Raw genomic sequence first — 24,768 nt, forward strand, 5'->3', positions numbered from 1 at the left:
TAGTGTGGCGTCGATGTTTGATGTGAATGTTTGGCAAGATACTTTTCAGTTTTCTTGTTTTCACTAGCGAAGTAAATCCATGTTTTCTTCGTTTATGAAATCAATAAGGGTGCTCGGTAGCACTTAGGGTGTTGTCTCGTATTGGTCGAAGGTTTGTATACCAAGCGAAACTCTGGTTGACATAGTTCAACTTCGAAACATAACAAAGGATAACTAAATGTCTGACACAAGTAAGACTTTTTACAGGGATGTGCGCAAAAAACCGCATGAATTTGAAAACCGAGAAGACTTTCTAAACCATGATTTAACCATCATGAGCTTTCGCCGCTGGGGTATTCATTTACCATCTCGTGATTACAGTATTGAAATCGAAGACTGGGTACCTGCATTAGCCGCAACCATTGGTAAAGTGGTTATGGTAACCGCTATGGTTGCCGCCTTTGCTGCTCAGTTCGGTTTATCTCCTGAGTTTGTCGCAGAAAACGTGCGTTACGAACTGCTTATCGCGGGCGCTCTGTTTGTTATCCTGTTTTCTGCCATCCTAAACCCGAACGCAAACTTAGCCGGTACTCACGGCCCCATGATACCGCTGATTCCAATGATTGCAGCAGCAGGGGGCCATCCACTGGCTCTCGGCTTGATGGTATGTGCTTTTGGTTTAATTCTCGCTTTTACCAAGGGTGGTTCTAAACTCATGACCCTCACTGGCATTGGGGTTCGAGGTGGGTTGCTGATCTACCTCGGCGCCGTTGGGTTGATCGGACAGATTAATAAGACTGAAGCGTGGGCTGCAAGTACGGACCAAAGCTACATTTCGTTTGTGGTCATTGGTCTAACGGTGTTGGTTTATGCCTACTTAGCCAAGATCAACAAACGTTGGTTGGCCATCCCGTTGTGTTCTGCACTAGCGGGCATTGTCGCTTATGCGATGGGCGCTGAGTTTGCTTTTACCACGGAGCCGGGCCTGCCTAATTTCAGTCCATTCTACTGGTGGGGTGAAGATACCGGCTGGCAACTAGGCTGGCCAACCTTAGAGCACTTTATTGCCGTTACTCCATTTGCTCTACTAGCCGTTGCTATGTGGTCTCCTGACTACCTCGGTCATCGTGTTTTTCAAGAACTTAACTACCCAAAAGAAGCAAAAGGCGTACTAATGGATGTCGACGACACTATGGTCGGAGCGTCTGTTCGTCAGGGCGTTGGCTCACTATTAGGTGGCGGTAATCTAGCGTCTTCTTGGGGTACGTACATGATTCCGGCGGCAATTGCCAAACGTCCTATTCCAGGCGGCGCGCTGTTAACGGGGTTAATGTGTATTGCGGCCGCAGTAATTGGTTACCCGATGGATCTTGCAATGTGGGAGCCTGTTCTACGCGTAGCTCTGATTGTCGGCGTATTCTTACCACTTCTTGAAGCGGGTATGCAGATGATACATAAGCATAAAGATTCACTCAGTGCTGGTATCTGTATTTTTGCCTGTGCATTCGTTAACCCAGTCTTTGGTTGGGCAATAACTATGCTGCTGGATAACCTCGGACTTATCGGCGACCATGAGCGCGCCAACGAGCTATCGGGCAAAGATAAATACCTGATTCCTGGTGTTGCCTTTGTCGTTTGTGCTGGCTCACTTGCTGTAGTTGGTCAGCTTCCGGGTATTCCCGCTCTGATCGGTTAATTGAACCTCGCTCTAAAGGCATAGGTGGTTACCGCCTATGCCTTTTTTCATTTGACAAGCAATGGCTACTTAGAACGAATGTCACTCTCTTCGTTGTCCAAAAATGTATTTAACCAGATGAATTAAATACGACTTTTAGCGAGTAGCAGATCCACTTTGCCTTTTGCTGTCTTACTAACGGTTTGCATAAACTGAAAGCTTGGCTTATTGATTCCTGATTGCTCTAACTCCGCGACCATTTGAAGCCAAAGTTTGGCTGTCATTTGTGCATCTGCTAACGCACGGTGAAAAACACCGTCGTTTTCGATGTTTTTGTAGCGAACGAGCTCGCCTAGTTTGTGTGACGGCGCATCTTGAATCAGTCGTCTTGCCACCAGTAACGAACAAGCGAACTCACCTGAATAGCCTTTGTTTACTCTTTCAAGCTCTGCGTCGAGAAATCGTTTATCGAATGAGGCGTTGTGAGCGATGAGGTTTTCATTGGCAATAAACTCACTAAACGATGCCATCACCTCATCGCAGCTTGGTGCGGTGCGTAACATGTTATTGGTGATGCCGGTATAACTTTCAATGAATGAGCTTACTCTGAAGCCCGGATTCATGAGCTGCTGAAAACTATCGACAACCTCACCATCAACTAATTTTACTGCTCCAATTTCAATTGCGCGGTCACCAAGGTTAGGAGAGAGGCCAGTGGTTTCAAAGTCGAGCACAACTACGGAATTTGCTTGAGGCATGAAGTTTTCCAACTAAAAAATAATGTGCAGAGTATCCTAGAAAGTACCAGAAAAATAAAGGCGATGCGCTGCCATGAACTTACGTTGGGTGTCTGAATGGCATTGAACAATGTGTTGTAGTGTTAGCCTGATAAAAAGAAAGCTTCCACTTTCATAGTAGGGCACTGTATGAAAGTGAAAGCGGAAACTTATTGGAATGAAATTAAGATATGAGCGGCTTACACAGCGGGCTTGAGCTGTGATAGAACGTAATCCAGTCCGCCTACAACCGCTGCAACCTGAGCGTCATTACATTCTTCGTCAGTGACTTTTGGGCTGTCTGGGTAGACTTCAGTTGTCGTACCATATTGGCAGTTAGTCACACCGCCACATAATCCCAGTTTCACCATCGGGTAGTTGATCACACCAAACTGAACAACAGGTGATCCGATGATTTCTCCTTGATCGTCCGCAGGGGCAATGTGCGTCACTTTCGCTACCGATTCAATCACTGCTTTTTGGAACTCTGGTTGCGGATTCTCAGTGTCTCCGACGGTGTAAAAGCCGTCTGGAATCAAACCTTCGATGTATTCAACACCATCGCGAGCGGCTAAAGCTGGGCGGAATTCTGTTTCATCCGAGTCAGTTGTCTCGTGAAGATCAATGTGCATCAATACATCACCCAGTGTCGCAACCAGCTGGATAAGGTTCGCGGACTCTTCCGCAGGGCTGTTTGCGTAGAAAGAGCGGTTCGGGTCTATCGCGTTTGGGTTCCAACGGTTAATCACCTCATAACCCCAAGGGCTCACGCATGGCGCAACAACGATATTGAAGTGCTCTGCGTAACGCTCCGCTTCTGTGTCCACGAATTTTAATGCTCCATGTACACCACTGGTTTCGTAGCCGTGCACGCCACCGGTGACAAGAACAACAGGTTTTACTGAATCCCAGTTGCGTGTTTTGATGCAAAATAGTGGGAAACGATCTTCGTCATATGAGAGCGCGCCGTATAGCTCGACATCAAAACGGTCGCGAAGTGCGTCGATTTTACTGACGACTTCTTCCTGATAGCTGCGTTTTACATCGCGTTCTGCTAACCAGGCTTTACGTTCAGCTGCGCCCCAAGGTTGACCTGGGGTACCAATTGGGTAAGTGTATCCGCTTTTCATCTATACTTTTTCTTTTGTTTACTCAAAGGTAAGACAAGACTAGACGTGTCTTATCTCGACAGCAATATAAAATACCGTCCGTTATCATAATCTTTGCCAGATAATCACTTTGCTGAGCATATTTGTGGTGATACATTTTAATTTTTACTAGATTTAATGTAACTAATTGCATTTAAAGAGATAAAAAATGGCTGGAGCAAGTTTACTCACACTGTTAGATGACATTGCCACGGTACTCGATGACATCGCGGTGATGTCAAAAGTGGCGGCAAAAAAGACAGCAGGTGTGTTAGGAGATGATTTAGCATTGAACGCCCAGCAGGTACAAGGTGTTGCCTCTGAACGTGAAATACCAGTGGTGTGGGCAGTTGCCAAGGGATCGTTTAAGAATAAATTGATTTTGGTGCCCTCTGCACTACTCATTAGCGCCATTATTCCGTGGTTGATCATGCCATTGCTTCTGCTTGGTGGTCTCTTCCTCTGCTTTGAAGGCACAGAGAAAGTACTAGAGAAACTCTTCCCCCATGCTCACTCACATGAAGACAAAGAAGAGATGTTGGATAAAGGAGAGTCAGTAGAAGAGTTCGAGAAACGGAAAGTCAATGGGGCGATTCGTACCGACTTTATTCTCTCTGCTGAAATCATTGTGATTGCTTTAGGTACGGTTTCAGAAGCCAGTTTTGTCACTCAGGTTATTGTGGTGAGCCTGATTGCGATAGTGATGACCATTGGTGTTTATGGCTTAGTCGCAGGGATAGTTAAGTTGGATGACTTGGGCTTGTACCTTGAGGTGCGCGCGAAAGGAAAAGGCTTCATGGCAAAAGTCGGTAACGCACTGGTAACCTTTGCGCCGAAGTTGATGAGATTGCTAACCATAGTGGGCACGGCAGCGATGTTTTTGGTTGGTGGGGGCATCATTGTTCATAACGTGCCAGCCATTCATCACTTTGTAGAGCCAATTCTGATGGACTTTAGTGGTCACTCTTTTGCCACCGCAGTGTTACCGATTTTACTCAATGGTCTTATCGGGTTTGTTGCTGGTTTGCTTGTCGTTGGTGCCTGGACAGTGATAGAAAAGGTGCGTGGGAATTAAGATCACCAAAAAACAAAAAGGGTCATGACTTCTTTTATTGATAGAAAGTCATGACCCTTTTTATTTGAGCTAGTTAAGCGAAGCGCTTATTTAACTTGCCATTCAATCTGTTCGTTCGCGCGGATAGGCACAACGATGTCATTGCCAAACGGCATTGTTTCTGGCACATCCCAAGCGGCTTTTTCTAGGGTAATTGTGTCTGTGTTACGAGCAATACCGTAGAAGTCTGGGCCATTGAAGCTTGCAAATGCTTCCAGGTTTTCCAGTTTACCTTCTTTGTCGAATACCTCAGCATAAAGCTCAACGGCTGCGTGTGCGGTGTATGAACCCGCACAGCCACACGCTGATTCTTTTGCACCTTTTGCATGTGGCGCTGAATCTGTACCTAAGAAGAACTTCTTACTGCCGCTTGTTGCCGCTTCAATCAGCGCTTGCTGGTGGGTATTACGCTTTAGGATTGGCAGACAGTAGAAATGTGGCTTAATGCCACCGACAAGCATGTGGTTGCGGTTGAAAAGTAGGTGGTGAGCAGTGATTGTCGCCGCAACGTTATCAGACGCTTTTTTAACGAAGTTAGCTGCGTCAGCGGTGGTGATGTGTTCCAGAACAATTTTTAGATTTGGAAAATCATTAACGATAGGAGCAAGAACCGTATCAAGGAACTCTTTTTCACGGTCGAAGATGTCAACGTCGTGATGTGTGACTTCGCCATGGACCAACAGTAGCATGCCGACTTCTTCCATTGCTTCCAGAACGTGGTAGATGTTCTTTGCATTGGTCACGCCAGAGTCTGAGTTGGTGGTTGCGCCTGCTGGGTAAAGTTTTGCTGCAACAATTTTGCCAGTTGCTTTTGCGGCACGAATTTCGTCTGGAGTGGTGTTATCGGTTAGGTACAGCGACATTAATGGTTCAAATTGCTCGCCGTGCTGTTCTTTAAGGATTCTATCTCGGTAGGCTAACGCCATTTCAGTGTTGGTAACTGGTGGGACGGTGTTTGGCATGATCAGTGCGCGACCGTTGTAACGGCTGATATCGCGAACGGTGTCTTTAAGAACAGCCCCATCGCGTAAGTGAACGTGCCAGTCGTCAGGACGAGTAATAGTCAGTGTTGTCATTAATTGCTCCCACCATTGAAAAAGTTGTCTGATTGGAGCCTAAACGAAGCACTGGCATTGTTAGCAAACGCTTGCGCTTAGGCGACAGGATGATAGAGGAATTGACTTCACATTTCATCCCATTTTTCACTTTTCTACGATTGTGGAAGCACGATAAGTTATTTCATCGTCAACCAAAGTGCATGAATCGTACCTGGCAGGAAGAAGAAAAAGGTCAGAATTAAGTTGATGAAGAAGTCTTTATTGAAACCTCTTTCCATGAACACCGCAACAGGTGGAAGAAAGATACACAGTAAAATGAGAACGAGTTTTCTAGTATCCATGATAAGCCTCTAGTCAATTTGTCGTTGTTGTCAAAAGAGTGGCGAATTATGTGTCTTGTATCACACTTTATCAATCAGCGTTTGGTCAGCGTGTTGTAAAAAACGCAACGGTTAGATTTAGTTAAGTCAATGCCTTACATTAGTTAAGACTTCTCCTTACAATAGTGCAACAAATAAAAGCACTGCAGGAAGAAAGCCATGTCACAACCCATCTTATCCCAAATAAATGTCTTTCCGGTTAAATCAGTCGGAGGGGTTGCTCTCTCGTCTGCGTGGGTAGAAAAGCAAGGCTTGAGCTTTGACCGCCGTTTTATGATTGCCAAAGCAGATGGCTCGATGATCACCGCAAGGAAGTACCCACAAATGGTCACCGTAAAATCTGCGATACTTGCCGATGGTGTTGTGTTTAGCTCCTTAGGTATGGAGCCGCTTAAAATCCGTTATCAAGATTTCAAAATGCAGGAAACGTCGGCAACGGTTTGGAGTGACACGTTTACCGCTTATACCACAACGGACGAAGCCGACGACTGGTTTACCCGTGTTTTAGGGCAACGAGTCGAGCTGCTTTTCTGTGGTGAACAATCGAATCGAGTACGAGATAAGTTTGGTCATAATGTGAGCTTTGCTGACGGTTATCCTGTATTGGTCATCAGTCAGGCTTCTCTCGATGAGTTGAACAAGCGAAGCTCTGAGCAGCACTCAATGGATCAGTTTCGCACCAATCTGGTAGTGGCAGACACGACGCCGTTTGAAGAGGATTCTTGGAAACGAATTCGCATCGGCGAGGTGGAATTCGAGTCACTTAAGCCTTGTGAGCGTTGCATTCTTACAACGGTCAATACGCAAAGAGGCACATTCCGCGAGAGTAAAGAGCCGCTGAAAACGCTACAACAGTTCCGTGCCAATGAGCGAGGCGGGGTCTTTTTCGGGCAAAACCTTGTAGCGCGTAACGAAGGCATTATCCGCCAAGGTGACAAAGTCGAAGTGCTTGAATATAAGGAACCGGAGTTTTATGAGGATAACTCTCCTGCGCGTTTAACGTTAACTTGCGTCGAACGTGAAGAAATAGCACAAGATTTTGTGACATTTTGGCTAGAGCCTAGTAAAGGCAAGTTACCTAATTATCTGCCGGGACAACATTTACCAATCGATGTTGAAGTAGAAGGTAAAAAAATAGGCAGACGTTATACTCTTTCTTCGAGTCCTTCTCGTCCGGGGCGATATGCTGTTTCAGTTAAGCGAATTTCCGGTGGCCGTGTGTCGAACTCTCTGTTGGATAATCTGCAGGTTGGCGACGTATTAGAAGCGGAAAACCCAGATGGGGAGTTTCATCTTAAGCCGCATCACACTCAGCGTCTATTGTTGCTTTCAGCAGGCAGTGGCGTTACTCCAATGCTGTCGATGGTGCGTTACTTAGCCGATCACAATCAATTAGATGACGTCGTGTTCTACCATCAGTGCCGCACTGAAAAAGACATTCCTTGTAGAGCTGAACTGGAACAACTGAAGCGAGAGCATCCGGGACTAGAGGTAAAATTCTGCCTGACTCAGCCAGCGATCGATTGGTTTGGATTGAAAGGTCGACTCAGCCTTTCGCACATCAAACAAATTAAAGATGCGGAGCAGCGTCAGGTGTTTGTTTGTGGCCCTGATGGCTTTATGCAAAAAGCGAAAAACTTGCTAATGAAAAAGGGGCTGCCTGAAGAGAACTACCATCAGGAAGCGTTTGGTGTCTCTGCGGTAACAGCACAGCCAGAGAAAAGTATCGAAATCGAGTTCAACGGCGCTAAGATTACGGGCACTAATCAGAAAACACTTCTAGACCAACTTGAAGATGCCGGAAAGGACATCAGCAACAGCTGCCGCGCAGGGTTATGTGGCGCTTGTAAAGTACAATTGAAATCGGGGCAAGTTCACCATCCAGACGTACCCGCTTTGAGTGTTGAAGAGCGTGCTATGGGGACGGTATTAGCGTGTTGTGCCGTTCCGGAAACCGATGTCACAGTGACTGACTAATCAGGTTACAATACTTAAGAAAAACGCTGCCCTTGAGCAGCGTTTTTTATAGCAAACATTGCGTTTAAATGTTGCTTAGTCGTAAATTGTCGGGATTGGTTGACGTTTGTGCTGCGTAGCTTTGTAAATAGCTACCAGACGGTCACTCACTTGTTGAGACACTGGTTTACCTTCCAGGAAGTCATCAATTTGTTCGTAACTTAGGTTCAACGCATCTTCGTCCGCTTTTTGTGGAGCGAGTTCTTCCAAATCTGCCGTTGGTGTCTTTTTCACAAGTAGTTCTGGTGCGCCTAATGTTGCCGCTACCTCACGTACTTGACGCTTGCTCAAACCAAATAAAGGCGCAAGGTCACAAGCACCATCACCAAACTTCGTGTAGAAGCCAGTAATGTTTTCTGCCGAGTGATCGGTTCCCAGCACCAAACCGCCAACGTAACCGGCAATTTCGTATTGTGCGACCATTCGGGCACGTGCTTTTACATTGCCTTTCACAAAGTCTACTTTTGCCGCGTCGGTTGGTAGAAGGCCAGTTCCCTCTAGCGCAAAGCTAGATGCAGCATGCATACCATCTACACCTTGTTTGATGTTTACTGACACAGAGTGTGTCGGTTCAATGAACGATAAGGCAAGTTGTGCTTCATCTTCATCTTTTTGCTCACCGTAAGGCAGACGAACCGCGATGAACTGGTAGTCGTTACTACCACTCGCTTCATTGAGTTCATTAACCGCAAGTTGGGCAAGGCGACCACACGTGGTTGAGTCAACACCGCCACTGATGCCAAGCACGAGTGACTTACAACCTGCTTCTTGTAGCTTACGCTTTATGAAAGCAACACGGCGTTCAATTTCGAAATGCGGATCAATAGAAGGTAGAACGCGCATTTCATCACGGATGGATTGTTCCATTTAGGGTTCCTTTTCCTGCAAATATGTCAGACACCAACAGCGTTGGTAGTTACCAATACCAGTAAGAGTGTTGAGGTGAATATTCAATAAATGGTGACAAACCATCCAATTGAGGCTCACAAACATCACTTTGGTGTCAAAAAGCTATAAAGATTAGTAGTATCATACCGAAATCATCAAATTAGAAAACTCTCTTAAACCAGGTAATCGCCGGATATGAAAAAAATTGCCATTTTTGGTAGCGCATTTAATCCACCTAGCTTAGGCCACAAAAGTGTTATTGAGTCTTTGGGGCACTTTGATCTTGTGCTTCTAGAACCCAGCATCGCACACGCATGGGGCAAGGAAATGTTGGATTACCCAACCCGGTGCAAGTTGGTCGATGCGTTTATCAAAGATCTCGGGCTTTCTAATGTTCAGCGTTCGAACGTAGAGCAAGCTTTATACCAGCCTGGACAAAGTGTGACGACCTATGCGTTATTAAACAAAATTCAAGAAATTCATTCGACGGACGATCTAACTTTTGTCATTGGGCCTGACAATTTCTTTAAATTTGCTAAATTTTATAAAGCACAGGAAATTACTGAGCGCTGGACCGTCATGGCGTGTCCTGAAAAAATAAAAATTAGAAGCACAGATATTCGAAAAGCGCTGATGGAAGGAAAAGACATCAGCGCCTTTACTACGTTAACAGTCAGTGAACTATTGCTCAACGAAGGTTTATATAGAGAAACTTTATCTGGTAACTGAGAGGTTAAATGTTCATGGTCAGATTAGCCGTATTTAGTACGTGCGCGCTGCTTGTATATTCGCAAGCAAGCGTAGCATGTAACTATTTTTCTGATCGATCGGTCGTTTTTGCTGACAATACCATGCCTATTTGTGAAGAACTTTTTGATAGCGTAGGCGTGTTAAGTACTGACTCGTTGAATTGGTATGCACCAGAAATCGAACTGGATGGACCCACGAAAAATTATTGGGAAGAGTGGGCGTTTACGCCGAATGAGACACCTATCCTTACGCAAAACCTAGAGAAGAACTACTTTGGTCTTGGTATCTGGATGCCTGAAGACCTTCTAGACGAAGAAAGTGACATGACGACGGAAGAGTGGATTCGCAATCACGGTCTGATGTTTAGTATCGGTTTTGGTGATAAGGGCGATGGTGAGCCCAGAATGCGTTTGGATTATCGTTGGCACGAATACTATGACGCTGACTGGATGATGCAAATTGAATTGCCATTCTGAATAATTAAAAAAAAGCGTACATCAAATGATGTACGCTTTTTTGGTTTTTGAGCACAGGGTTGCTTAGTGTGGGGGCTATTTTAGTAATTAGCTACTTTCGTTAGCAGTTATAAAGGCTCGCCAAAGACCAAGAAACAAAGTTGCTCATACTCTTCGCTATTTCCTGCAAAAAGTGCTTCAACAATATCAGCATCTTTTTTCCCTGATAATTTCATCTTTCTTGCTTCTCTCAGCGTGAGCACCAGACATAACTCTCTTGAGATACGTACGTCACCCCCTGGCTTCCACTGATTGATGACTTTGCTTAAAGCTGAGCTAGAAAGGGCGGGAGAAATCGTAACCACTTCGTGTTTTACTACTGCAAGTAAATCTAGCTCGATATCCGAACGGGACTCTACAGTCGACAGTCTGTCGAGTAATGCTTTGAGTAGAACTGATGGTGTAATGAAGCCCGCCTGCTGAGGAAAATCATCACTCAACCGCACAGAAAAATCACAACGATGCACACGAGTGTTAGGTAAAAAGGTGAGGGAGCTCAAACATCCCTGAGGAATCCAAAAAATCTGACCCGGTTCAATGGCATACTCCTGCTTACCCAATTTAATGATCACTAATCCTTCAATCACAGATAATAAACTGTGCTTTAGCGCTTTTTTGCGTGCAGTAACATTAAGAAAAGGGTAATTAGCGTCGTGAAATTCAATTGCGTAGTTCATTATTATTACCAGTGATTTTTGGGCGCTAAGCGTAACGCTAAACCTATAGGATTCCAACCGGTTAAAAAAATTTTTTAGCCATACTTTTGTTAGGTGAACTGGTATGACCATGAGAAAAGTATGAGCTGAAATGCTGCTATACAGTAAAACTATGCGTAAAATGTGCCAGCTTTTTTAGATATGTAATGAATAATGACTGCCAATACCGACCCTTATATTGAAATTCGTCCTTATAATGACGAAGAAATTCCAGCAGCGCTGGATCGTCTAATCCAAGATGATGAATTTATCACCGCGATTCTTGATCACCGTTTTGCCAATAAAGCAGGATGGTTTAAAACTCTTATGAGTCCGATTGTTCGCCTTTACCTAAAAGCAAAGTGGAGTAAGCTTGACTCCGTAGAAGCGATCCAGATCGAAGTGAAAAAGTATCTTGAAGATATGCTTGATAAGACAACGGATGGCGTCACTTTCTCTGGTTTAGATAAACTGGACAAAAATACCTCTTATCTATTCATTTCTAACCACCGTGATATCGCGATGGACCCTGCGTTAGTCAACTACGGCTTACACCAAACTGACCACCGCACTGTCCGCATTGCTATTGGTGATAACCTCCTCAAGAAGCCGTGTACGACGGAACTGATGCGCTTGAACAAGAGCTTTATTGTTAAGCGTTCAGCAAAAGCACCGCGCGAAATGATGAAAGCGTTAGGACAGCTGTCGAGCTACATCAAGCATTCTCTCGACACAGGCAACTCTATTTGGATCGCGCAGAAGGAAGGCCGAGCAAAAGACGGCAACGACTTCACTGATCCAGCCATTCTTAAAATGTTTCATGTTGAAGGGCGTAAGCAAAAGATCAGCTTTGGAGAGTACACTCGCTCTTTGAAAATCGTGCCTGTTTCTATCTCTTACGAGAACGACCCTTGTGACCTTGCGAAGGCGAAAGAGTTATTTGCTAAAGCAGAAAGTGGCCGCTACGAGAAAGGTGAATTTGAAGATATTGAAAGTATCATTCAAGGTATTATCGGTTACAAAGGTCGCATTCATGTGGCGTTTGGCGATGTGATTGAGCAAGAATTTGAAACACCAGAGTCTCTTGCTGCTGAAATCGACCGTCAAATTCACAACAACTACCGACTCTATCCAATGAATTTGCTCGCTGCTGGTCGTGATGATTCAGAGGTGCCTGAAAAGGTAAAACGTCAGTTGGCGGAAAAGCTTGAAGAGTTGCCAGAAGGCGCGCGTCCTTTCCTTGTTGCGAGCTATGCTAACCCGGTAAACAATCAAGAGTAGATTGATTGGTTTATTTTTGAATCAAAATACCTCGGGCTCTGTCCCGGGGTTTTTAATATCTGTTGCTATGGTGCGACAGCGCCGCCTAAAGTCAGGTTACTTGGCCATTTAGTGATTTGATTCCCACCCAGAAAGATATTTCCTTTTACAGTCATAGTGTCAGGAAACGCTTTGAGTGCCGAGCCCCCAATGTAAAGATTTCCATCGATGATTAAGCCATCAGGCAAAGCCGTTAATGGTGTGCGGATTACACTTAAATCACCATAGACACGAAGTCTTGCAGGAAGCTTTTTTAGTGGAGTGTCAGTAAGGTTTAAATATCCGCCGAGTTTGACGCCTTTCGGCCAGTTTTCAACTTGGCTACCTAATAAATTTGCATAGCCTTTTATGCTGGTACCAGGCCTGACGGTTTTAAGTGCGCTGTTTGTTGCTTCTAAACTGCCACCGACATTGAGACCCTTCGGTAGCCGAGTGATAGACGTTTGGGAAATGTTCAGGTTGCCTTTAATCGACAAATCAGATGGTAATTGAGTAAAGGGTTTGTTACGTAGATCTAGGTTGCCATAGTTGTCTAGGTAAGCGAGCTTGGTGTAGTAATCCAGTTCGTACGCCACTGAAGGTGTGTTGAATGTTACCAGTGCAATAATAAGTAGGATGAAACGCATGGCTGATGACTTTGCTGGATATAAAACCAGCCAAGCATATCTCAAAGCGCTAAATACGGCTATTCCAAGTGTTAACACTTGAAGGAAAGTAACACTTAAATGGAAGTAAGTAGAAAGCGAGCAGAGTGCTCGCTTTGGAATAGGATTAACGCGCTAATGAACGAGTTTTTAATTCAAAGATCAGCTTTTCTGCACTGACTTCGAACTTGAAGCGGGCTGATGCTTCTTTAGACTCTTCTGTGATTTCACTGACATTATATTCAACGTTAGCACATACTGATTTAGCTAGTTCAATGTAGGCAGCTATTTCAGACTCTAATGCCGCTTTAGACTCTGCGAAAATCGTTACGTCGGCAACTTCGTCGCCTTCTTTAATGACAAAGCCAATTTCACCCGCACAGCCACATGCTTCGCAGACTTGGTTTCCTTCTAATTCGATGCTCATAACGAATCCTCTTGTAAAAACTAAGGGTATTCTAGCAGGTATTTGATCTCTATCTACAAAAATGAATGAATCTGCATAAAAAAGCACACAAATTAAAGGGAATAACGCTCGATAAGGCGGAGGAAGGGTATGCCTAATGTGATATATATCAATATTTAAGAGTAATTACACTAGCTACGAACGAGTTTTATGTTTGGTCAGTTGAACTGAAGAACAATTTATAAGAGTATTTATTGAGTGAATAATTCTACATGATTATCATTCTTAACTCCTGAGTGGCTTTGATGGATAGTCTCGTGCAACACCTTGATGTCGTTATCTTTTCATCTGGGGTGCGTATGGTAAACATTGATGAGCATTCCCTGGCATGTTGATGATTGCGCAGTACTTTATCGCTATGACAGAGGTCCGCGTTTAGATTAGGAAGCACAGTAATAAAACTGAGGATGATTTCACTCTGGCCTCGTTGAGTTGTGAGTTAGATGGATTTAATAAAGAAGAGCTTAAAATATGCCAAAGCGTAGTAAAGAAGATACTGAAATAACTATCCAGAAGATCATGGATGCCGTCGTTGACCAATTGCTTAGACTTGGTTACGACAGAATGTCGTACACAACGCTGAGTCAGCAGACGGGTGTATCACGTACAGGTATTAGCCATCACTTCCCTAAAAAAACGGATTTTACTGCAGCACTTGATGCTCGCATCTTTAAAATGTTTGTCGAGCACTTAAGGTTTGATAAAGGGTTGGCTACGTTTTCGGATAGCTGGATGACAGCACTGGAAAATGCTGAATTTGTGGCTATTTTAAAACTCCTGTTCCATCACATCGTAGCCACAGAAAACGCCCATGAATTTGCAACAAATGGTATTGATCGCTTGTATAAAATGGTCGGTAGCCAATTTGGGGATGGCAGTGACAAAGAACTTGAATGGTTGATTGGTCGTTCTCTGATTCAAATGAGCAAATAACCGATACAGAATGAACAAAGCCCTGCTAGTAACTAGTGGGGCTTTATGTTTTGTTTTGGCCCAAACGCCTTTGTATTACGAGCCCCTAGCCACAGAGCCAGCAATGCGAGGCTATAATACCAACCACAGTGGTAGAGAACCTCAGGAATTAAAATGAATCAACAAGTGAAACAAGAGCGCCTGCAAGGCCGTCTGGGGCCGGAAATCAAAGCGTTTCGTCAGGAGCGCCAAACACTACAGTTAGCTACGGTTGATGCTGAAGGCCGACCTAACGTCAGTTACGCCCCGTTTGTACAAAACCAGCAAGGTTACTTTGTTCTTATTTCACAGCTTGCTCGCCATGCACGCAACTTACTAGAAAATCCTAACGTCTCCCTAATGATGATCGAAGATGAAGGCTCTGCTGGTCAAATTTTTGCCCGTAAGCGCCTGACGTTTGATGCGGTAGCAATCGTTGTGGAACGTGACACCGAGCTTTGGCAACAAATTGTTGCTCAGATGAAAGCACGTTTCGGAGAGATTATTGATGGTTTGAGCAATCTGGAAGACTTCGTTTTGTTCAACTTAAAAGCAGAAAAAGGCTTGTTTGTGAAAGGCTTCGGTCAGGCGTATGAGGTTTCTGGCGATGATCTTGTGGACTTTATCCACTTAGAGAAAGGACATCAAAAAATTTAGAGATTTATTGGGCACAGTCAAACCATTTGGGGGAGGCGTTTCTCGAGCTCCCCCTCTCTGCCTGCGAAGTTATGAAGCCATAGCTGTAGCTTCAATCTCCTTCGCCCCTCTCAGCATGGCTTCAATTAACTCACCAGCGTTAAACTTTACCAGAGCCTCGTGTGCACCCACTTGATGGGCGCGATCAACGCAGATTTCACTTGAAAGAGAAGTGTGCAAAATACGGTACGAGTGGTTAAGTGCCGAGTCGTTTTGCACTTCGAACGCCAGCTCGTAACCATCCAGTCCCGGCATTTCAATGTCGCTGACTAACAAATCAATTGGGCTATGTAGTGCCGCTTGATCTCTCATGAATTGCAACGCTTCCGCGCCATTTTTACTGATTTGGTACGGGATGTTAATGCTGTCTAATGCATCACTTAGTTGCTTACGTGCAATCGAAGAATCGTCAACGAGTAAGATATTAAGAGCTTTTAAACGTTCACGTTCTACGTCAGTCAACATTGGGATTTTTGAATGTTCATATTGCGGATAGATCTTGGACAGAAGCAATTCGACATCCAGCATTTGAACCATTTTGTTTTCATACTGAGTAATGCCCGTGACAAAAATATTTTGACCAGCGCTCTCGGGTGGTGACTCTATGGTTTTCCAGTCACAATCAATGATTTTTTCAATGCTTCGAACCATAAAGGCAACAACGGTTCGCAGGCAGTCAGTCACAATCAAGTAACAGCTTTGATACTCTTCTTCCTGAATCGGTCGGAACCCGACGGCTGCCGCCATATCAATTACTGGCACGGTTAGGTTGCGAATCGTCACTGTGCCGATTACGTGCTGGTGGGAGTATGGGATCTTCGTGGTCGGCATGTACGGAACAATTTCACGGACTTTAAGAGTGCCTATCGCGAAATATTGTTGCAGGGTAAGCTTGAATACTAACATCCCCTGAGATTGATTCGCTTTGCTAACGACTTTTGCCATGAAATAACCTTATAAATACCAAATGATTACCTCTAATCTAATCGGATAAACCGGCGGCATCAACAGCCCTACACCGAAAAGTTAAGTTTTCATTCAATCTATTAGCTTTGCAGATGTGAGAATGCTTAAATTCCGCTCAGGTCGTGTTAACAAAACACAAATAGAGCTTCCCTGTAGGCGTGGTGAGAGAAATGTTTGGCGTGCTTGGGTGTATTCGGTAAACTTGCGCTAACAGAACAGCGAGAGATAAACAGATGGCAAATACAGCAGCCGCATTGCATATTCTTGTGAAACACAAAGAACAAGCAGAAGACATCATCAAGCAACTTAAAAAAGGGGCTAAGTTTCAGACACTGGCAAAGAAATACTCGACTTGCCCGTCTGGAAAACGCGGTGGTGATCTTGGTGAGTTTCGTCGTGGACAAATGGTGCCTCAGTTCGACAAAGTTTGTTTTTCAGGTGAGGTGCTAACACCGCATTTAGTAAAAACTAAATTTGGCTGGCATGTGGTAAAAGTATTATATAGAACATGATATTTAGCGCGAGTACAGGAACTTTGTGCTCGGGCTAGCATCTTATTTTAAATCACACGTGAGGTTATACGTATGGCATCAGATTATTACGGAACCAGTGCCAGTTATGCACGTAAAGAAGCCGGTTATCGCGAGAAAGCACTGAAGCTCTATCCTTGGGTATGCGGAAGGTGTGCTCGAGAGTTTGTGTATTCAAATCTGCGTGAATTAACGGTTCATCACAAGGATCATGACCACACGAATAACCCGGAAGACGGTAGCAACTGGGAGTTGTTATGTCTCTATTGCCACGATCATGAACATAGTAAGTATCTAGAGCATGAACGTTACGGCAGCGAAATTAAACCTGGTGAAGATGAGCACCAAGGCGCGACGTACAATCCATTTGCTGATTTAGCGAAGATGATGAAGAAGTGATGCTTAAGGGCTAAAGTGGCGTTAGTCATCGATAACGCCACTAGATTGAGTTTAGCCATTGAGCACAGCAGTATACTTCGTTACTTGTCACGTTTCTAAGGATCGACGTTGCCCCAAACTTCCAACTGTTACGATAGCAACATGATTTTTTAAAATTGATTTAAGGGATCTGGTTATAGTGATTAAAGCAGCTAACTAACGTAAAACGTTTTATAGCCTCATTATTGATGAAATCCATTATTACTTTGTTGCATATTGGTACAGAAGGCACCATTATTTTTGAACAGGCGTTATATGCAAAGGAGATTGCAATGAATATAGACGCGACATTACTGCTTCAAGGTGCTTCTGTCTATTTGGTGATCAGCTTACTTTTGAGCTACTACTTGGGTCGGCGTAAAACCAGTACTCCAATGATTTCTGCGTTAGTCGGTGTTCTTTTAGCCTTGATCCCCCCGTTAGGACTGATTTATTTAGCTTTTTTAACACTCAAAAGTGATTATGCCGAGAGAACCTAAATTTTTCTCACCTAACTTGCGCTAGGAACATAAAGGAATTTATGCAGCAAAATGTAGAAACGGATAGGTTGATACTCAGACCCTTTACTTTATCGGATGCCAAGCGTGTCGCGCTTCTGGCTGGTGACAAGGTTATTGCGGACATGACAGCGAACATCCCTCATCCTTATTCGCTTGCCGATGCGGAGTTGTGGATTAATACTCATGAGCCACTCTTTGATAGAGGTAAAGGTATCGTCTATGCCATTACTTTAAAAGAGAGCGGTGAGCTGATTGGCGCGGTGAGTTTTCTAGGAATAGATAATGGTGTGGGCACCTTAGGTTATTGGCTGGGCGTACCTTATTGGGGGCGCGGTTATGCGACTGAAGCATCGAAGGCAATAATCACCTTTAGTAAATCGAATCTTGGGTTGAGCAAGTTACATGTCATGCACCTTTTGGGCAATGAACGTTCCAAGTCAGTGATCAAAAAACTCGGCTTTACCTATATTGAAAATCGCATTAATCGTATGCAGGGAAAGGCGCGAGAAGTTTGTGTTTATACTTCAGATCTTTAATTTATGTATTCGAATAAACAATGGAAATGACAACTGTCCGGTTGTCACAGTTTAGTTAGGGCTCGTTTGCGAACACTCATCGACGAGTTCGGTTTTTGATGCCTGTTTTAATTTAGATAAAGCGGCTACTTTTCCGCTGCTTCACTAGTGCCACTTGGTGCAAGAAGGTTCGCCAGTACTTGATTGTCGACAATAAACAGCCACCTGCCACGGTAGGGAGTCATGTAAATGGCATTGGTTTCCAAAGGCTGTGTTTTCTTACGTTGAACCCAGATGGTATAGCCCGGCTGCGTGGTTAAAAATGCGTTTCTCTCTGGTTGTGATGACGGAATTAAATTTAGCGGTTTTTCCAGTTTACCTGCGAAACCAAAGGTATTGTGATACTTGCCAACGTACGAAATGCTGTGTCCTTGAGATTGCAACTGATGGATTTGACGACCTGTCTCTGTTACATCATAAACGTTGTTGAGGACTGGTGACAGACTGGCCATCAAGGCGGATAAGCTCAGCAGTAGTGCCCCGATATTAAGCGCAAGACGATCAATAGGCAGCTTTCTTTTCCATAATAGCAACACGATCAACATCGCCGGCAACAGGCTCCAACTTAAGTGAACATCCGTGACTTCCGTGCTGCGAAACGCTTTTTCTGCCCATAGTGGAGCACTTAAGATGGCTAGCGTAATAAGCACGATGGCTCCCACTATCGCTGGCTCGGTTTTTACCTTCGCGAGATCCAATCGCTTCGCGATCCAAATGGCGATAAAAGGGAAAATCGGAAGTAAATAGTGAATCTGTTTTCCGCTGAAGCAACTGAATATTCCCACCACAAACACAAACAACGAGAAACAGAAGGTATCTCGTCGTCCGACCCAAATCCATGGACGGTTTCGCCAGAAACTAATGAGGAAAAGCCAAGGAAAAAGTAAGGCTGGCAAGAGTGACACATACCAGTAAAAAGGTCGGGCATGGGCAAAAGAGTCTTGTACCCTCCCGGCAGATTGCACCCATAAAATGGCCTTCGTGTACTCTTCTCCACCGACTATCGCTGCAGGTAGTGCCCAAAGCAGGATGACTATAACCGCGATACCCACTGTTTTGAGAATCGCTTTGAAAAAAGCTTTGTTGATGGAAGCGGGTGAAGGGTGCCAAAGATGGGCTAACAGAAGGAAAGGGATAAAATAGACGAACACCACAGGTCCCTTAGTCAGCATTCCGAGCCCAAGGCACACACCACTTAAATATGACCATGAATCACGTTCTGTTTCGGAGTATCGCCAAAAACTCAATACCGCAAGTTGGAGGAATACGGCGAGTATTAAATCGAACATGATCATACTGGAATACAAAAACCAGCCAAGAAAACTGATAAGAATGAGGGGAGATAACCACTTCGCTTGTGCTGAGTCGGGGTAAATTTTCTCCGCCAGTTTTCCTACAAGATAAAGGTTTACCAAAGCGAAGCCTGGTACTACTAAACGCGTCACGGTATCGGATGTGCCAAATAAGGACCAAACGGCGCTGAATAACCAGAACATTAACGGTGGTTTATGATCGTATGGTTGCCCATTGAGTTGTGGTACCAGCCAGTCATTGTTGAGCCACATTTCCCACGCGACAGAGACATAACGGGTTTCATCGATGGGAAAAATAGGTCGGAACCAGAGATTCACGGCTATGAAGAATAACGCGGCAAAAAGTGCCAGTGCAGTGTACTGAACATGCGGAGATAAAGGTGAGGTTGCCTTCTTAGATGTCATTGTTGTTCCTGCTATCTAACGTTACTCGTAGTTAATGAGTTCAATCCATCATTCTTATGAGTGAATAGTTGACCTGTCTCATTCTCTACTTAGTACTTTATTTGCATTTTGTTACATTTAGTTAGCATAGCAATCTTCTCTGATAGAACAACATGTCAATGTTTAACCAGGCTGGATCCCCAGAAGCAGCATTTTATTTCTCAATTAGTGTTAACTTTCCACAGCAAGGTACATGCCTCAGCATGTTGTTAGGTTATAAGAGGTGAAACTCGACCTAAGGGTAAGTGCTTGTCTTTTGATCCCTATCATAATGCCAGGTCAGATTTCAGGTGTAATCTAGTGCTTCAGCAGCGCTAGTCACCAAGGCTATTAGTGCCATTTCGCCCATAGTGAAATTCTGAAACCTCTCTTTATCTTCCTAGTTCAAATATGAATAATAAACCCAACAAAACGCGATAGGTTCCTATCAATATTAATTAATACATTAAAGGGTTTTATTATGAAAAAATTATTCGTACTAACTACTGGTCTACTTATGGCTTCATCAGTATTTGCTTCAAATATTACTATTACAGAACATACAAATATGGATGCAGGTACTTATCAGAGCAGAGAGCAAGCACTCAATGCAGGCTTTGATTTGTCAGATTCATTAAAATCAATGTCTAAATCAGAGTTACGACGTGAATTTGGATTATTTGGATACACTAATGTAAATAATATCAACATCGATGACAGTAAAGTGATTATTAAAGAAGTGGCTTACGCACGTGATGACATTCAATATCGAGCAGTTCTAAATGTGGATTACCACTTCAACGCAATGAGACTACATGACTAAGTTATGGCTTATTTAGTCAAACATCCACATCTAAAATATTATCTTAATTGTATTGGGGGACATAATACTCCCCCAATAATAAATGCCAATAAATCTGATACTGACGTAAATTGAATATTTATCAAAATATAAATATTGTTTAGTTTACGTCATGTAACTCTCCCATATCGGTGGGCTTCCAATCGTATTTTGTACCGTTTCAATAAACAGTTTGACCAGCGGAGGCTGATTGCGGTGTGGATACAAGGCGTACAAGCCACCGGTATAAGAGATTTCATAATCAGGTAATAATCTAACCAGCTGCATCTCTTCGATACTCTGCGTGAGCATCAATTGGCCCACGATGGCATAGCCTAGCCCCGATTGCACACCATCCATTAATAACTCCACCTCATTGACATGATAGCGACCTTGAGCCGTAACGGTGACGGGATGTGCTTCTTCATCTTTCATTGATGATAATTGCACTTTATTCATTTGGTATGAGCCGTTGGAATAAATGACAGCGGGTAACGCGGCGAGTTCTTGAGGTGTTTCAGGGTGGCCGTATTCAGCGATAAAGTCTTTTGATGCAAGTAATAGCAGCTGATGATTTGCCAGTTTTTTCGCCACTAAGTTTGAGTCTACGGGAGAACCGACTCGAAATACAACATCATAACGTTCTCCAATAAGATCGACTCTCCTATCATTAAGGATGACTTCGACACTGACTTGCGGGTACTTTTTGAGGAAAGCGACCACACTTTCCTTTACGTATTTCCGCCCGAAGAGTGATGGGCAAGATATTCTAAGATGGCCCTTAGGCGTATCACTGAACGTATCCGCAAGTTGACGAGTCTTTTCTAAAGCGTCGCTAACTTGCTGGGCTTGCTTTACTATTTCTTCGCCTGCGGGTGTAAGCGAAAGTGAGCGTGTAGAGCGATTAAGTAGCCTGAGACCAAGCGACTCTTCTAGTTTTCTTATCTGTTTGGATAATACCGAGCGATCGATGCCACGCGCGTCCGCAGCATTTGCGAAAGAGCCCTGTTTAGAAACTTCGAGTAGTAGTTCCAGTCTACTTGCAAGATCCATGAATACACCTAAGTAATGACTTTCTGGTTTAGTATGGCTGATATTATCAATATTTAATTAGGCGATACAATAAAATGTATGCTCTAAAAATGGGACAGATAGTTAGTTTTTTTGGCTGTATAGCTCTGAGATAAAAGTTATTAAACAGTGGTTAATTAATAAATAAGACGAATACAGTGCAGGTTGTTACTTTATTCAATTAATCTAATACTAATTTAGTTCTATGTGTGGATAGTATCTGCATTTTAAAATTAAAAATCACAAAAATAACGATGGAATAAATTGCTAGATATAAAAAAGCGGGCTGGAATTCAGCCCGCGGCAGGGGAGTCAAGCCCACATTAACGATCGCAGTTATTATCGTTGATTTTGGTTAATTTAATAACCTATCCCCTAAAAATTAGGCATTTTCTGAAATAGCGTTACTTGCTAAATTCACCGTGCGGGTCAATAACAAATTTCTTAGCTGCACCACCATCAAAGTCGGCGTAACCTTGAGGTGCTTGATCGAGTGAAATCATTTGTACGTTTACGGCGTCAGCAATTTTAACTTTGTCGAACAAAATAGATTGCATCAGACCACGGTGATATTTCATTACCGGGCATTGGCCAGTATGGAAAGAATGTGATTTCGCCCAGCCAAGACCAAAGCGCATGCTCAGTGCACCTTCTTTCGCAGCTTCGTCTTTCGCACCCGGATCGTCTGTAACGTAAAGACCAGGAATACCAATCGAGCCACCGGCACGCGTTACTTGCATCGCAGAGTTCAGTACTGTTGCTGGTGCTTCTTGAGTATGACCACCACAGCCACATCCGTGCGCTTCGAAACCAACACAGTCAACAAAACAATCAACTTCACGCTCATTCAGAATGGCTTCAATTTTGTCTTCCATGCTGCCGTCTTCGCGTAGGTCAATGGTTTCGCAACCAAAACTACGTGCTTGCTCTAGACGATCTGGGATCATGTCTCCAACGATGACACAAGCGGCGCCAAGTAGTTGAGCCGATACTGCAGCTGCCAGACCCACAGGACCTGCACCAGCAATATAAACGGTAGAACCAGGACCGACGCCTGCGGTTACACAGCCATGGAAACCCGTAGGGAAGATATCAGACAGTAGTGTTAAATCCTTAATTTTCTCTCGTGCCTGATCCGGATCTGGGAACTTAAGTAAGTTAAAGTCAGCGTACGGTATCATTACGTATTCAGATTGGCCGCCAACCCAGCCGCCCATATCAACATAACCGTATGCCGCACCTGGACGAGCAGGGTTTACGTTCAGGCAGATACCAGTCATGCCTGATTTACAGTTGCGGCATCGGCCACAAGCAATGTTAAACGGTACTGAAACGATATCGCCAACATCAACGAACTCGACATCGCGGCCTTTTTCTAAAATGATGCCCGTGATTTCGTGACCAAGTACTAAGCCTTCTTCAGCGGTTGTACGTCCACGTACCATATGTTGGTCGCTGCCACAGATATTGGTCGTCAGCACTTTAAGGATTACGCCGTGCTCACACTTACGATTGCCTAATGCGAGTTCTGGGTATGGAATTGACTCGACAGCAACTTTGCCCGGGCCTTTGTAAACAACGGCGCGGTTTGATTTTTCGTAGGACATAAGGTCTCCTTGTTGAGGCTTATTATAGTTCTAGTGGTTCCTTTACCAGTGAAATCCGTTAACGATGACAACAGCTTTAAAACTCAGATTTATCAAACCATTAGGGCGATTTTAGTCCTTGGTGACAACAGCATTTCGGCTCATGTTAGCTAAGATTTATTGGTGCTTTTCTTTAACTTTCGTGTCGGAGAATAGCGCTCACCTAATGCACATATATGTCGCATTGCGCCGCATTTTGGTGCGTTTACGACGTGATTGAGATAAGAAAATTGATGCTGAGATCAAGGTCACAACTGTGTCATTAAGTGAGGGTGAGTGCTCAAAAGTGCAAAAGTAGGCACGTTACTTGTCCACTCAGAAAAACCTAAGTTGAGCTGTTGACCTGCCATCAGGCATTTTCCTTCTTTAGAGGATATGACGAGTCTGTACTTTTCATATTCATTAGTTTCGCTATGATAGTGGGACTAATTTTGTCATTTTTGCAATAAAACGGAATTGAAATGCTTACACGATCGGATGATCTGGAAATACTGGTTAATGTCATCGACAGTGGCAGCTTCTCGCTTGCCGCCGAAGTGTTAGGTATTCAAGTCGCCAAAGTCTCTCGCTCGGTTAGTAGAGTAGAAAAACAACTTGGTATTACCATCCTCAATCGGACGACGCGACGTTTGGAACTCACGGAAGAAGGAAAGCGCTTTGTTGAATCGATTCGATCTGGTTTGCAGCACCTTCGTCAGGCAGAAGAGGATTTGCTCGTCAGTCGGGTGCTCCCTAAAGGCAAGCTTCGTGTGGATGCAGCAAGTCCGTTTATGCTTAATCAGTTGGTCCCGCTCACTCAGGAATTTCACGAGTGTTTTCCTGATATTGAGTTGGAATTGTCCTCAAACGAAGGTTACGTAGATTTGCTTGAGAAGCGAACAGATGTAGCGATTCGAATCGGTAAACTTGCTGATTCTTCGCTACATTCATCATTCTTGGGTAAGAGTGCGTTGTTCGTGGTGGCATCTCCCGATTATCTCGCCCGAAAAGGTTTCCCTTTTACGCCCGAAGACCTTTTACAGCACGATATTATCGGCTTCACTTCGCCTAGGGCGTTAAATGTCTGGCCAGTGCAAGGTGTTGATTATATTGAATCTACTATTGCGTGTAGCAGTGGTGAAACGGTTCGACAACTTGTTCTCAGTGGAAATGGGGTCAGTTGTCTGTCTGGATATATGGTAAAGAAGGATATTGCCGCAGGGCGATTAGTGGTGCTTTTGGACTCGTTTATGACTCGATCTTCAGAGCGTGAGTTGATCAATGCCGTGTATTACAAATCTTCACACGTCGCTCGCCGGATATCGGCGTTCATCGACTTTATCAAGCCACGTCTGACGCTTTAGTTCCATCTGTCATGTCTCCTGCTACTTTTGCAATTATTGCAAAAATGTTTT

26 protein-coding genes are annotated in these 24,768 nt (G+C 44.1%); 14 read left to right on the plus strand and 12 right to left on the minus strand.

Annotated elements, in window-relative coordinates:
• Positions 1 to 217 precede the first annotated feature (217 nt).
• Complete coding sequence (locus DBX26_RS23050) at positions 218 to 1,675, plus strand: DUF3360 domain-containing protein (protein WP_118121025.1); 1,458 nt, start codon at positions 218 to 220, stop codon at positions 1,673 to 1,675.
• A gap of 122 nt (positions 1,676 to 1,797) precedes the next feature.
• Here DBX26_RS23050 and DBX26_RS23055 read toward each other — a convergent pair whose 3' ends face one another.
• Together DBX26_RS23055 and DBX26_RS23060 are read right to left on the minus strand one after the other, a co-directional pair.
• On the minus strand, positions 1,798 to 2,412 hold the full coding sequence (locus DBX26_RS23055) for a PolC-type DNA polymerase III (protein WP_014234748.1): 615 nt from the start codon (positions 2,410 to 2,412) through the stop codon (positions 1,798 to 1,800).
• Positions 2,413 to 2,630: 218 nt separating this feature from the next.
• Positions 2,631 to 3,560: a M14 family metallocarboxypeptidase gene (locus tag DBX26_RS23060; protein WP_118121026.1), complete on the minus strand. Its 930-nt coding sequence runs from the start codon at positions 3,558 to 3,560 to the stop codon at positions 2,631 to 2,633.
• Positions 3,561 to 3,747: 187 nt separating this feature from the next.
• Between DBX26_RS23060 and DBX26_RS23065 the strand changes: the two genes are divergently transcribed.
• The gene (locus DBX26_RS23065) at positions 3,748 to 4,653 is read left to right on the plus strand and encodes a DUF808 domain-containing protein (RefSeq protein ID WP_014234746.1); all 906 of its coding nucleotides are present in this window, start codon (positions 3,748 to 3,750) and stop codon (positions 4,651 to 4,653) included.
• Between the two features lie 86 nt (positions 4,654 to 4,739).
• Here the strand turns inward: DBX26_RS23065 and pyrC are convergent, their stop codons facing one another.
• Complete coding sequence (gene pyrC, locus DBX26_RS23070; RefSeq protein ID WP_118121027.1) at positions 4,740 to 5,768, minus strand: dihydroorotase; 1,029 nt, start codon at positions 5,766 to 5,768, stop codon at positions 4,740 to 4,742.
• 158 nt (positions 5,769 to 5,926) lie between these two features.
• Positions 5,927 to 6,091: a YqaE/Pmp3 family membrane protein gene (locus DBX26_RS23080; protein ID WP_014234744.1), complete on the minus strand. Its 165-nt coding sequence runs from the start codon at positions 6,089 to 6,091 to the stop codon at positions 5,927 to 5,929.
• A 198-nt stretch (positions 6,092 to 6,289) separates the two neighbouring features.
• Here DBX26_RS23080 and DBX26_RS23085 point away from each other — a divergent pair, with 198 nt between their 5' ends.
• A complete protein-coding gene (locus DBX26_RS23085) occupies positions 6,290 to 8,107 on the plus strand; it encodes a hybrid-cluster NAD(P)-dependent oxidoreductase (protein WP_014234743.1) in 1,818 nt (605 codons plus the stop codon).
• Between the two features lie 75 nt (positions 8,108 to 8,182).
• Here the strand turns inward: DBX26_RS23085 and nadE are convergent, their stop codons facing one another.
• On the minus strand, positions 8,183 to 9,013 hold the full coding sequence (gene nadE, locus DBX26_RS23090; protein WP_065298221.1) for an ammonia-dependent NAD(+) synthetase: 831 nt from the start codon (positions 9,011 to 9,013) through the stop codon (positions 8,183 to 8,185).
• A 216-nt stretch (positions 9,014 to 9,229) separates the two neighbouring features.
• Here nadE and DBX26_RS23095 point away from each other — a divergent pair, with 216 nt between their 5' ends.
• Together DBX26_RS23095 and DBX26_RS23100 are read left to right on the plus strand one after the other, a co-directional pair.
• The gene (locus DBX26_RS23095) at positions 9,230 to 9,763 is read left to right on the plus strand and encodes a nicotinate-nicotinamide nucleotide adenylyltransferase (protein ID WP_014234741.1); all 534 of its coding nucleotides are present in this window, start codon (positions 9,230 to 9,232) and stop codon (positions 9,761 to 9,763) included.
• 14 nt (positions 9,764 to 9,777) lie between these two features.
• On the plus strand, positions 9,778 to 10,260 hold the full coding sequence (locus DBX26_RS23100) for a hypothetical protein (RefSeq protein WP_014234740.1): 483 nt from the start codon (positions 9,778 to 9,780) through the stop codon (positions 10,258 to 10,260).
• Between the two features lie 107 nt (positions 10,261 to 10,367).
• Here DBX26_RS23100 and DBX26_RS23105 read toward each other — a convergent pair whose 3' ends face one another.
• On the minus strand, positions 10,368 to 10,976 hold the full coding sequence (locus DBX26_RS23105; RefSeq protein WP_020335372.1) for an AraC family ligand binding domain-containing protein: 609 nt from the start codon (positions 10,974 to 10,976) through the stop codon (positions 10,368 to 10,370).
• A 192-nt stretch (positions 10,977 to 11,168) separates the two neighbouring features.
• Between DBX26_RS23105 and DBX26_RS23110 the strand changes: the two genes are divergently transcribed.
• On the plus strand, positions 11,169 to 12,275 hold the full coding sequence (locus tag DBX26_RS23110) for a 1-acyl-sn-glycerol-3-phosphate acyltransferase (RefSeq protein ID WP_065301400.1): 1,107 nt from the start codon (positions 11,169 to 11,171) through the stop codon (positions 12,273 to 12,275).
• Positions 12,276 to 12,340: 65 nt separating this feature from the next.
• Here the strand turns inward: DBX26_RS23110 and DBX26_RS23115 are convergent, their stop codons facing one another.
• Together DBX26_RS23115 and DBX26_RS23120 are read right to left on the minus strand one after the other, a co-directional pair.
• Positions 12,341 to 12,940 carry a hypothetical protein gene (locus DBX26_RS23115; RefSeq protein WP_118121028.1) on the minus strand — a complete coding sequence of 200 codons (600 nt, stop codon included), beginning with the start codon at positions 12,938 to 12,940 and terminating at the stop codon, positions 12,341 to 12,343.
• 145 nt (positions 12,941 to 13,085) lie between these two features.
• A complete protein-coding gene (locus DBX26_RS23120) occupies positions 13,086 to 13,385 on the minus strand; it encodes a DUF406 family protein (RefSeq protein WP_014234736.1) in 300 nt (99 codons plus the stop codon).
• A gap of 510 nt (positions 13,386 to 13,895) precedes the next feature.
• Here DBX26_RS23120 and DBX26_RS23125 point away from each other — a divergent pair.
• Together DBX26_RS23125 and hutZ are read left to right on the plus strand one after the other, a co-directional pair.
• Positions 13,896 to 14,357, plus strand: coding sequence for a TetR family transcriptional regulator (locus DBX26_RS23125; RefSeq protein WP_014234735.1), 462 nt, complete (start codon positions 13,896 to 13,898; stop codon positions 14,355 to 14,357).
• Positions 14,358 to 14,510: 153 nt separating this feature from the next.
• A complete protein-coding gene (gene hutZ, locus DBX26_RS23130) occupies positions 14,511 to 15,032 on the plus strand; it encodes a heme utilization protein HutZ (RefSeq protein WP_020335368.1) in 522 nt (173 codons plus the stop codon).
• 69 nt (positions 15,033 to 15,101) lie between these two features.
• On the opposite strand, the gene DBX26_RS23135 is transcribed toward hutZ, so the two are convergent.
• Positions 15,102 to 16,016, minus strand: a complete 915-nt coding sequence (locus tag DBX26_RS23135; RefSeq protein WP_118121029.1) for a chemotaxis protein — start codon at positions 16,014 to 16,016, stop codon at positions 15,102 to 15,104.
• Positions 16,017 to 16,270: 254 nt separating this feature from the next.
• Between DBX26_RS23135 and ppiC the strand changes: the two genes are divergently transcribed.
• The 4 genes from ppiC to DBX26_RS23155 all read left to right on the plus strand — a co-directional run bounded on the left by ppiC (position 16,271) and on the right by DBX26_RS23155 (position 18,041).
• Positions 16,271 to 16,549 (plus strand): peptidylprolyl isomerase PpiC, encoded by a 279-nt coding sequence (gene ppiC, locus DBX26_RS23140; RefSeq protein ID WP_005375342.1) that lies wholly within the window; start codon positions 16,271 to 16,273, stop codon positions 16,547 to 16,549.
• A gap of 72 nt (positions 16,550 to 16,621) precedes the next feature.
• A complete protein-coding gene (locus tag DBX26_RS23145; RefSeq protein WP_014234732.1) occupies positions 16,622 to 16,966 on the plus strand; it encodes a YajD family HNH nuclease in 345 nt (114 codons plus the stop codon).
• Between the two features lie 227 nt (positions 16,967 to 17,193).
• Positions 17,194 to 17,484: a hypothetical protein gene (locus DBX26_RS23150; protein WP_254063574.1), complete on the plus strand. Its 291-nt coding sequence runs from the start codon at positions 17,194 to 17,196 to the stop codon at positions 17,482 to 17,484.
• A 41-nt stretch (positions 17,485 to 17,525) separates the two neighbouring features.
• On the plus strand, positions 17,526 to 18,041 hold the full coding sequence (locus DBX26_RS23155; protein ID WP_118121030.1) for a GNAT family N-acetyltransferase: 516 nt from the start codon (positions 17,526 to 17,528) through the stop codon (positions 18,039 to 18,041).
• Between the two features lie 125 nt (positions 18,042 to 18,166).
• Here DBX26_RS23155 and DBX26_RS23160 read toward each other — a convergent pair whose 3' ends face one another.
• Positions 18,167 to 19,798 (minus strand): glycosyltransferase family 39 protein, encoded by a 1,632-nt coding sequence (locus DBX26_RS23160; RefSeq protein ID WP_118121031.1) that lies wholly within the window; start codon positions 19,796 to 19,798, stop codon positions 18,167 to 18,169.
• 499 nt (positions 19,799 to 20,297) lie between these two features.
• Between DBX26_RS23160 and DBX26_RS23165 the strand changes: the two genes are divergently transcribed.
• A complete protein-coding gene (locus tag DBX26_RS23165) occupies positions 20,298 to 20,639 on the plus strand; it encodes a DUF3316 domain-containing protein (protein ID WP_118121032.1) in 342 nt (113 codons plus the stop codon).
• Positions 20,640 to 20,783: 144 nt separating this feature from the next.
• On the opposite strand, the gene DBX26_RS23170 is transcribed toward DBX26_RS23165, so the two are convergent.
• Both DBX26_RS23170 and fdhA read right to left on the minus strand, forming a co-directional pair.
• Positions 20,784 to 21,710: a LysR family transcriptional regulator gene (locus DBX26_RS23170; RefSeq protein ID WP_118121033.1), complete on the minus strand. Its 927-nt coding sequence runs from the start codon at positions 21,708 to 21,710 to the stop codon at positions 20,784 to 20,786.
• Positions 21,711 to 22,132: 422 nt separating this feature from the next.
• Entirely contained in the window at positions 22,133 to 23,335 is a 1,203-nt protein-coding gene (gene fdhA, locus DBX26_RS23175; RefSeq protein WP_014234726.1) for a formaldehyde dehydrogenase, glutathione-independent, read from the minus strand.
• A gap of 500 nt (positions 23,336 to 23,835) precedes the next feature.
• Here fdhA and DBX26_RS23180 point away from each other — a divergent pair, with 500 nt between their 5' ends.
• On the plus strand, positions 23,836 to 24,717 hold the full coding sequence (locus DBX26_RS23180; protein WP_118121034.1) for a LysR family transcriptional regulator: 882 nt from the start codon (positions 23,836 to 23,838) through the stop codon (positions 24,715 to 24,717).
• Positions 24,718 to 24,768 lie beyond the last annotated feature (51 nt).

The organism is Vibrio sp. dhg (assembly GCF_003443775.1).
Lineage (GTDB): Bacteria > Pseudomonadota > Gammaproteobacteria > Enterobacterales > Vibrionaceae > Vibrio > Vibrio natriegens.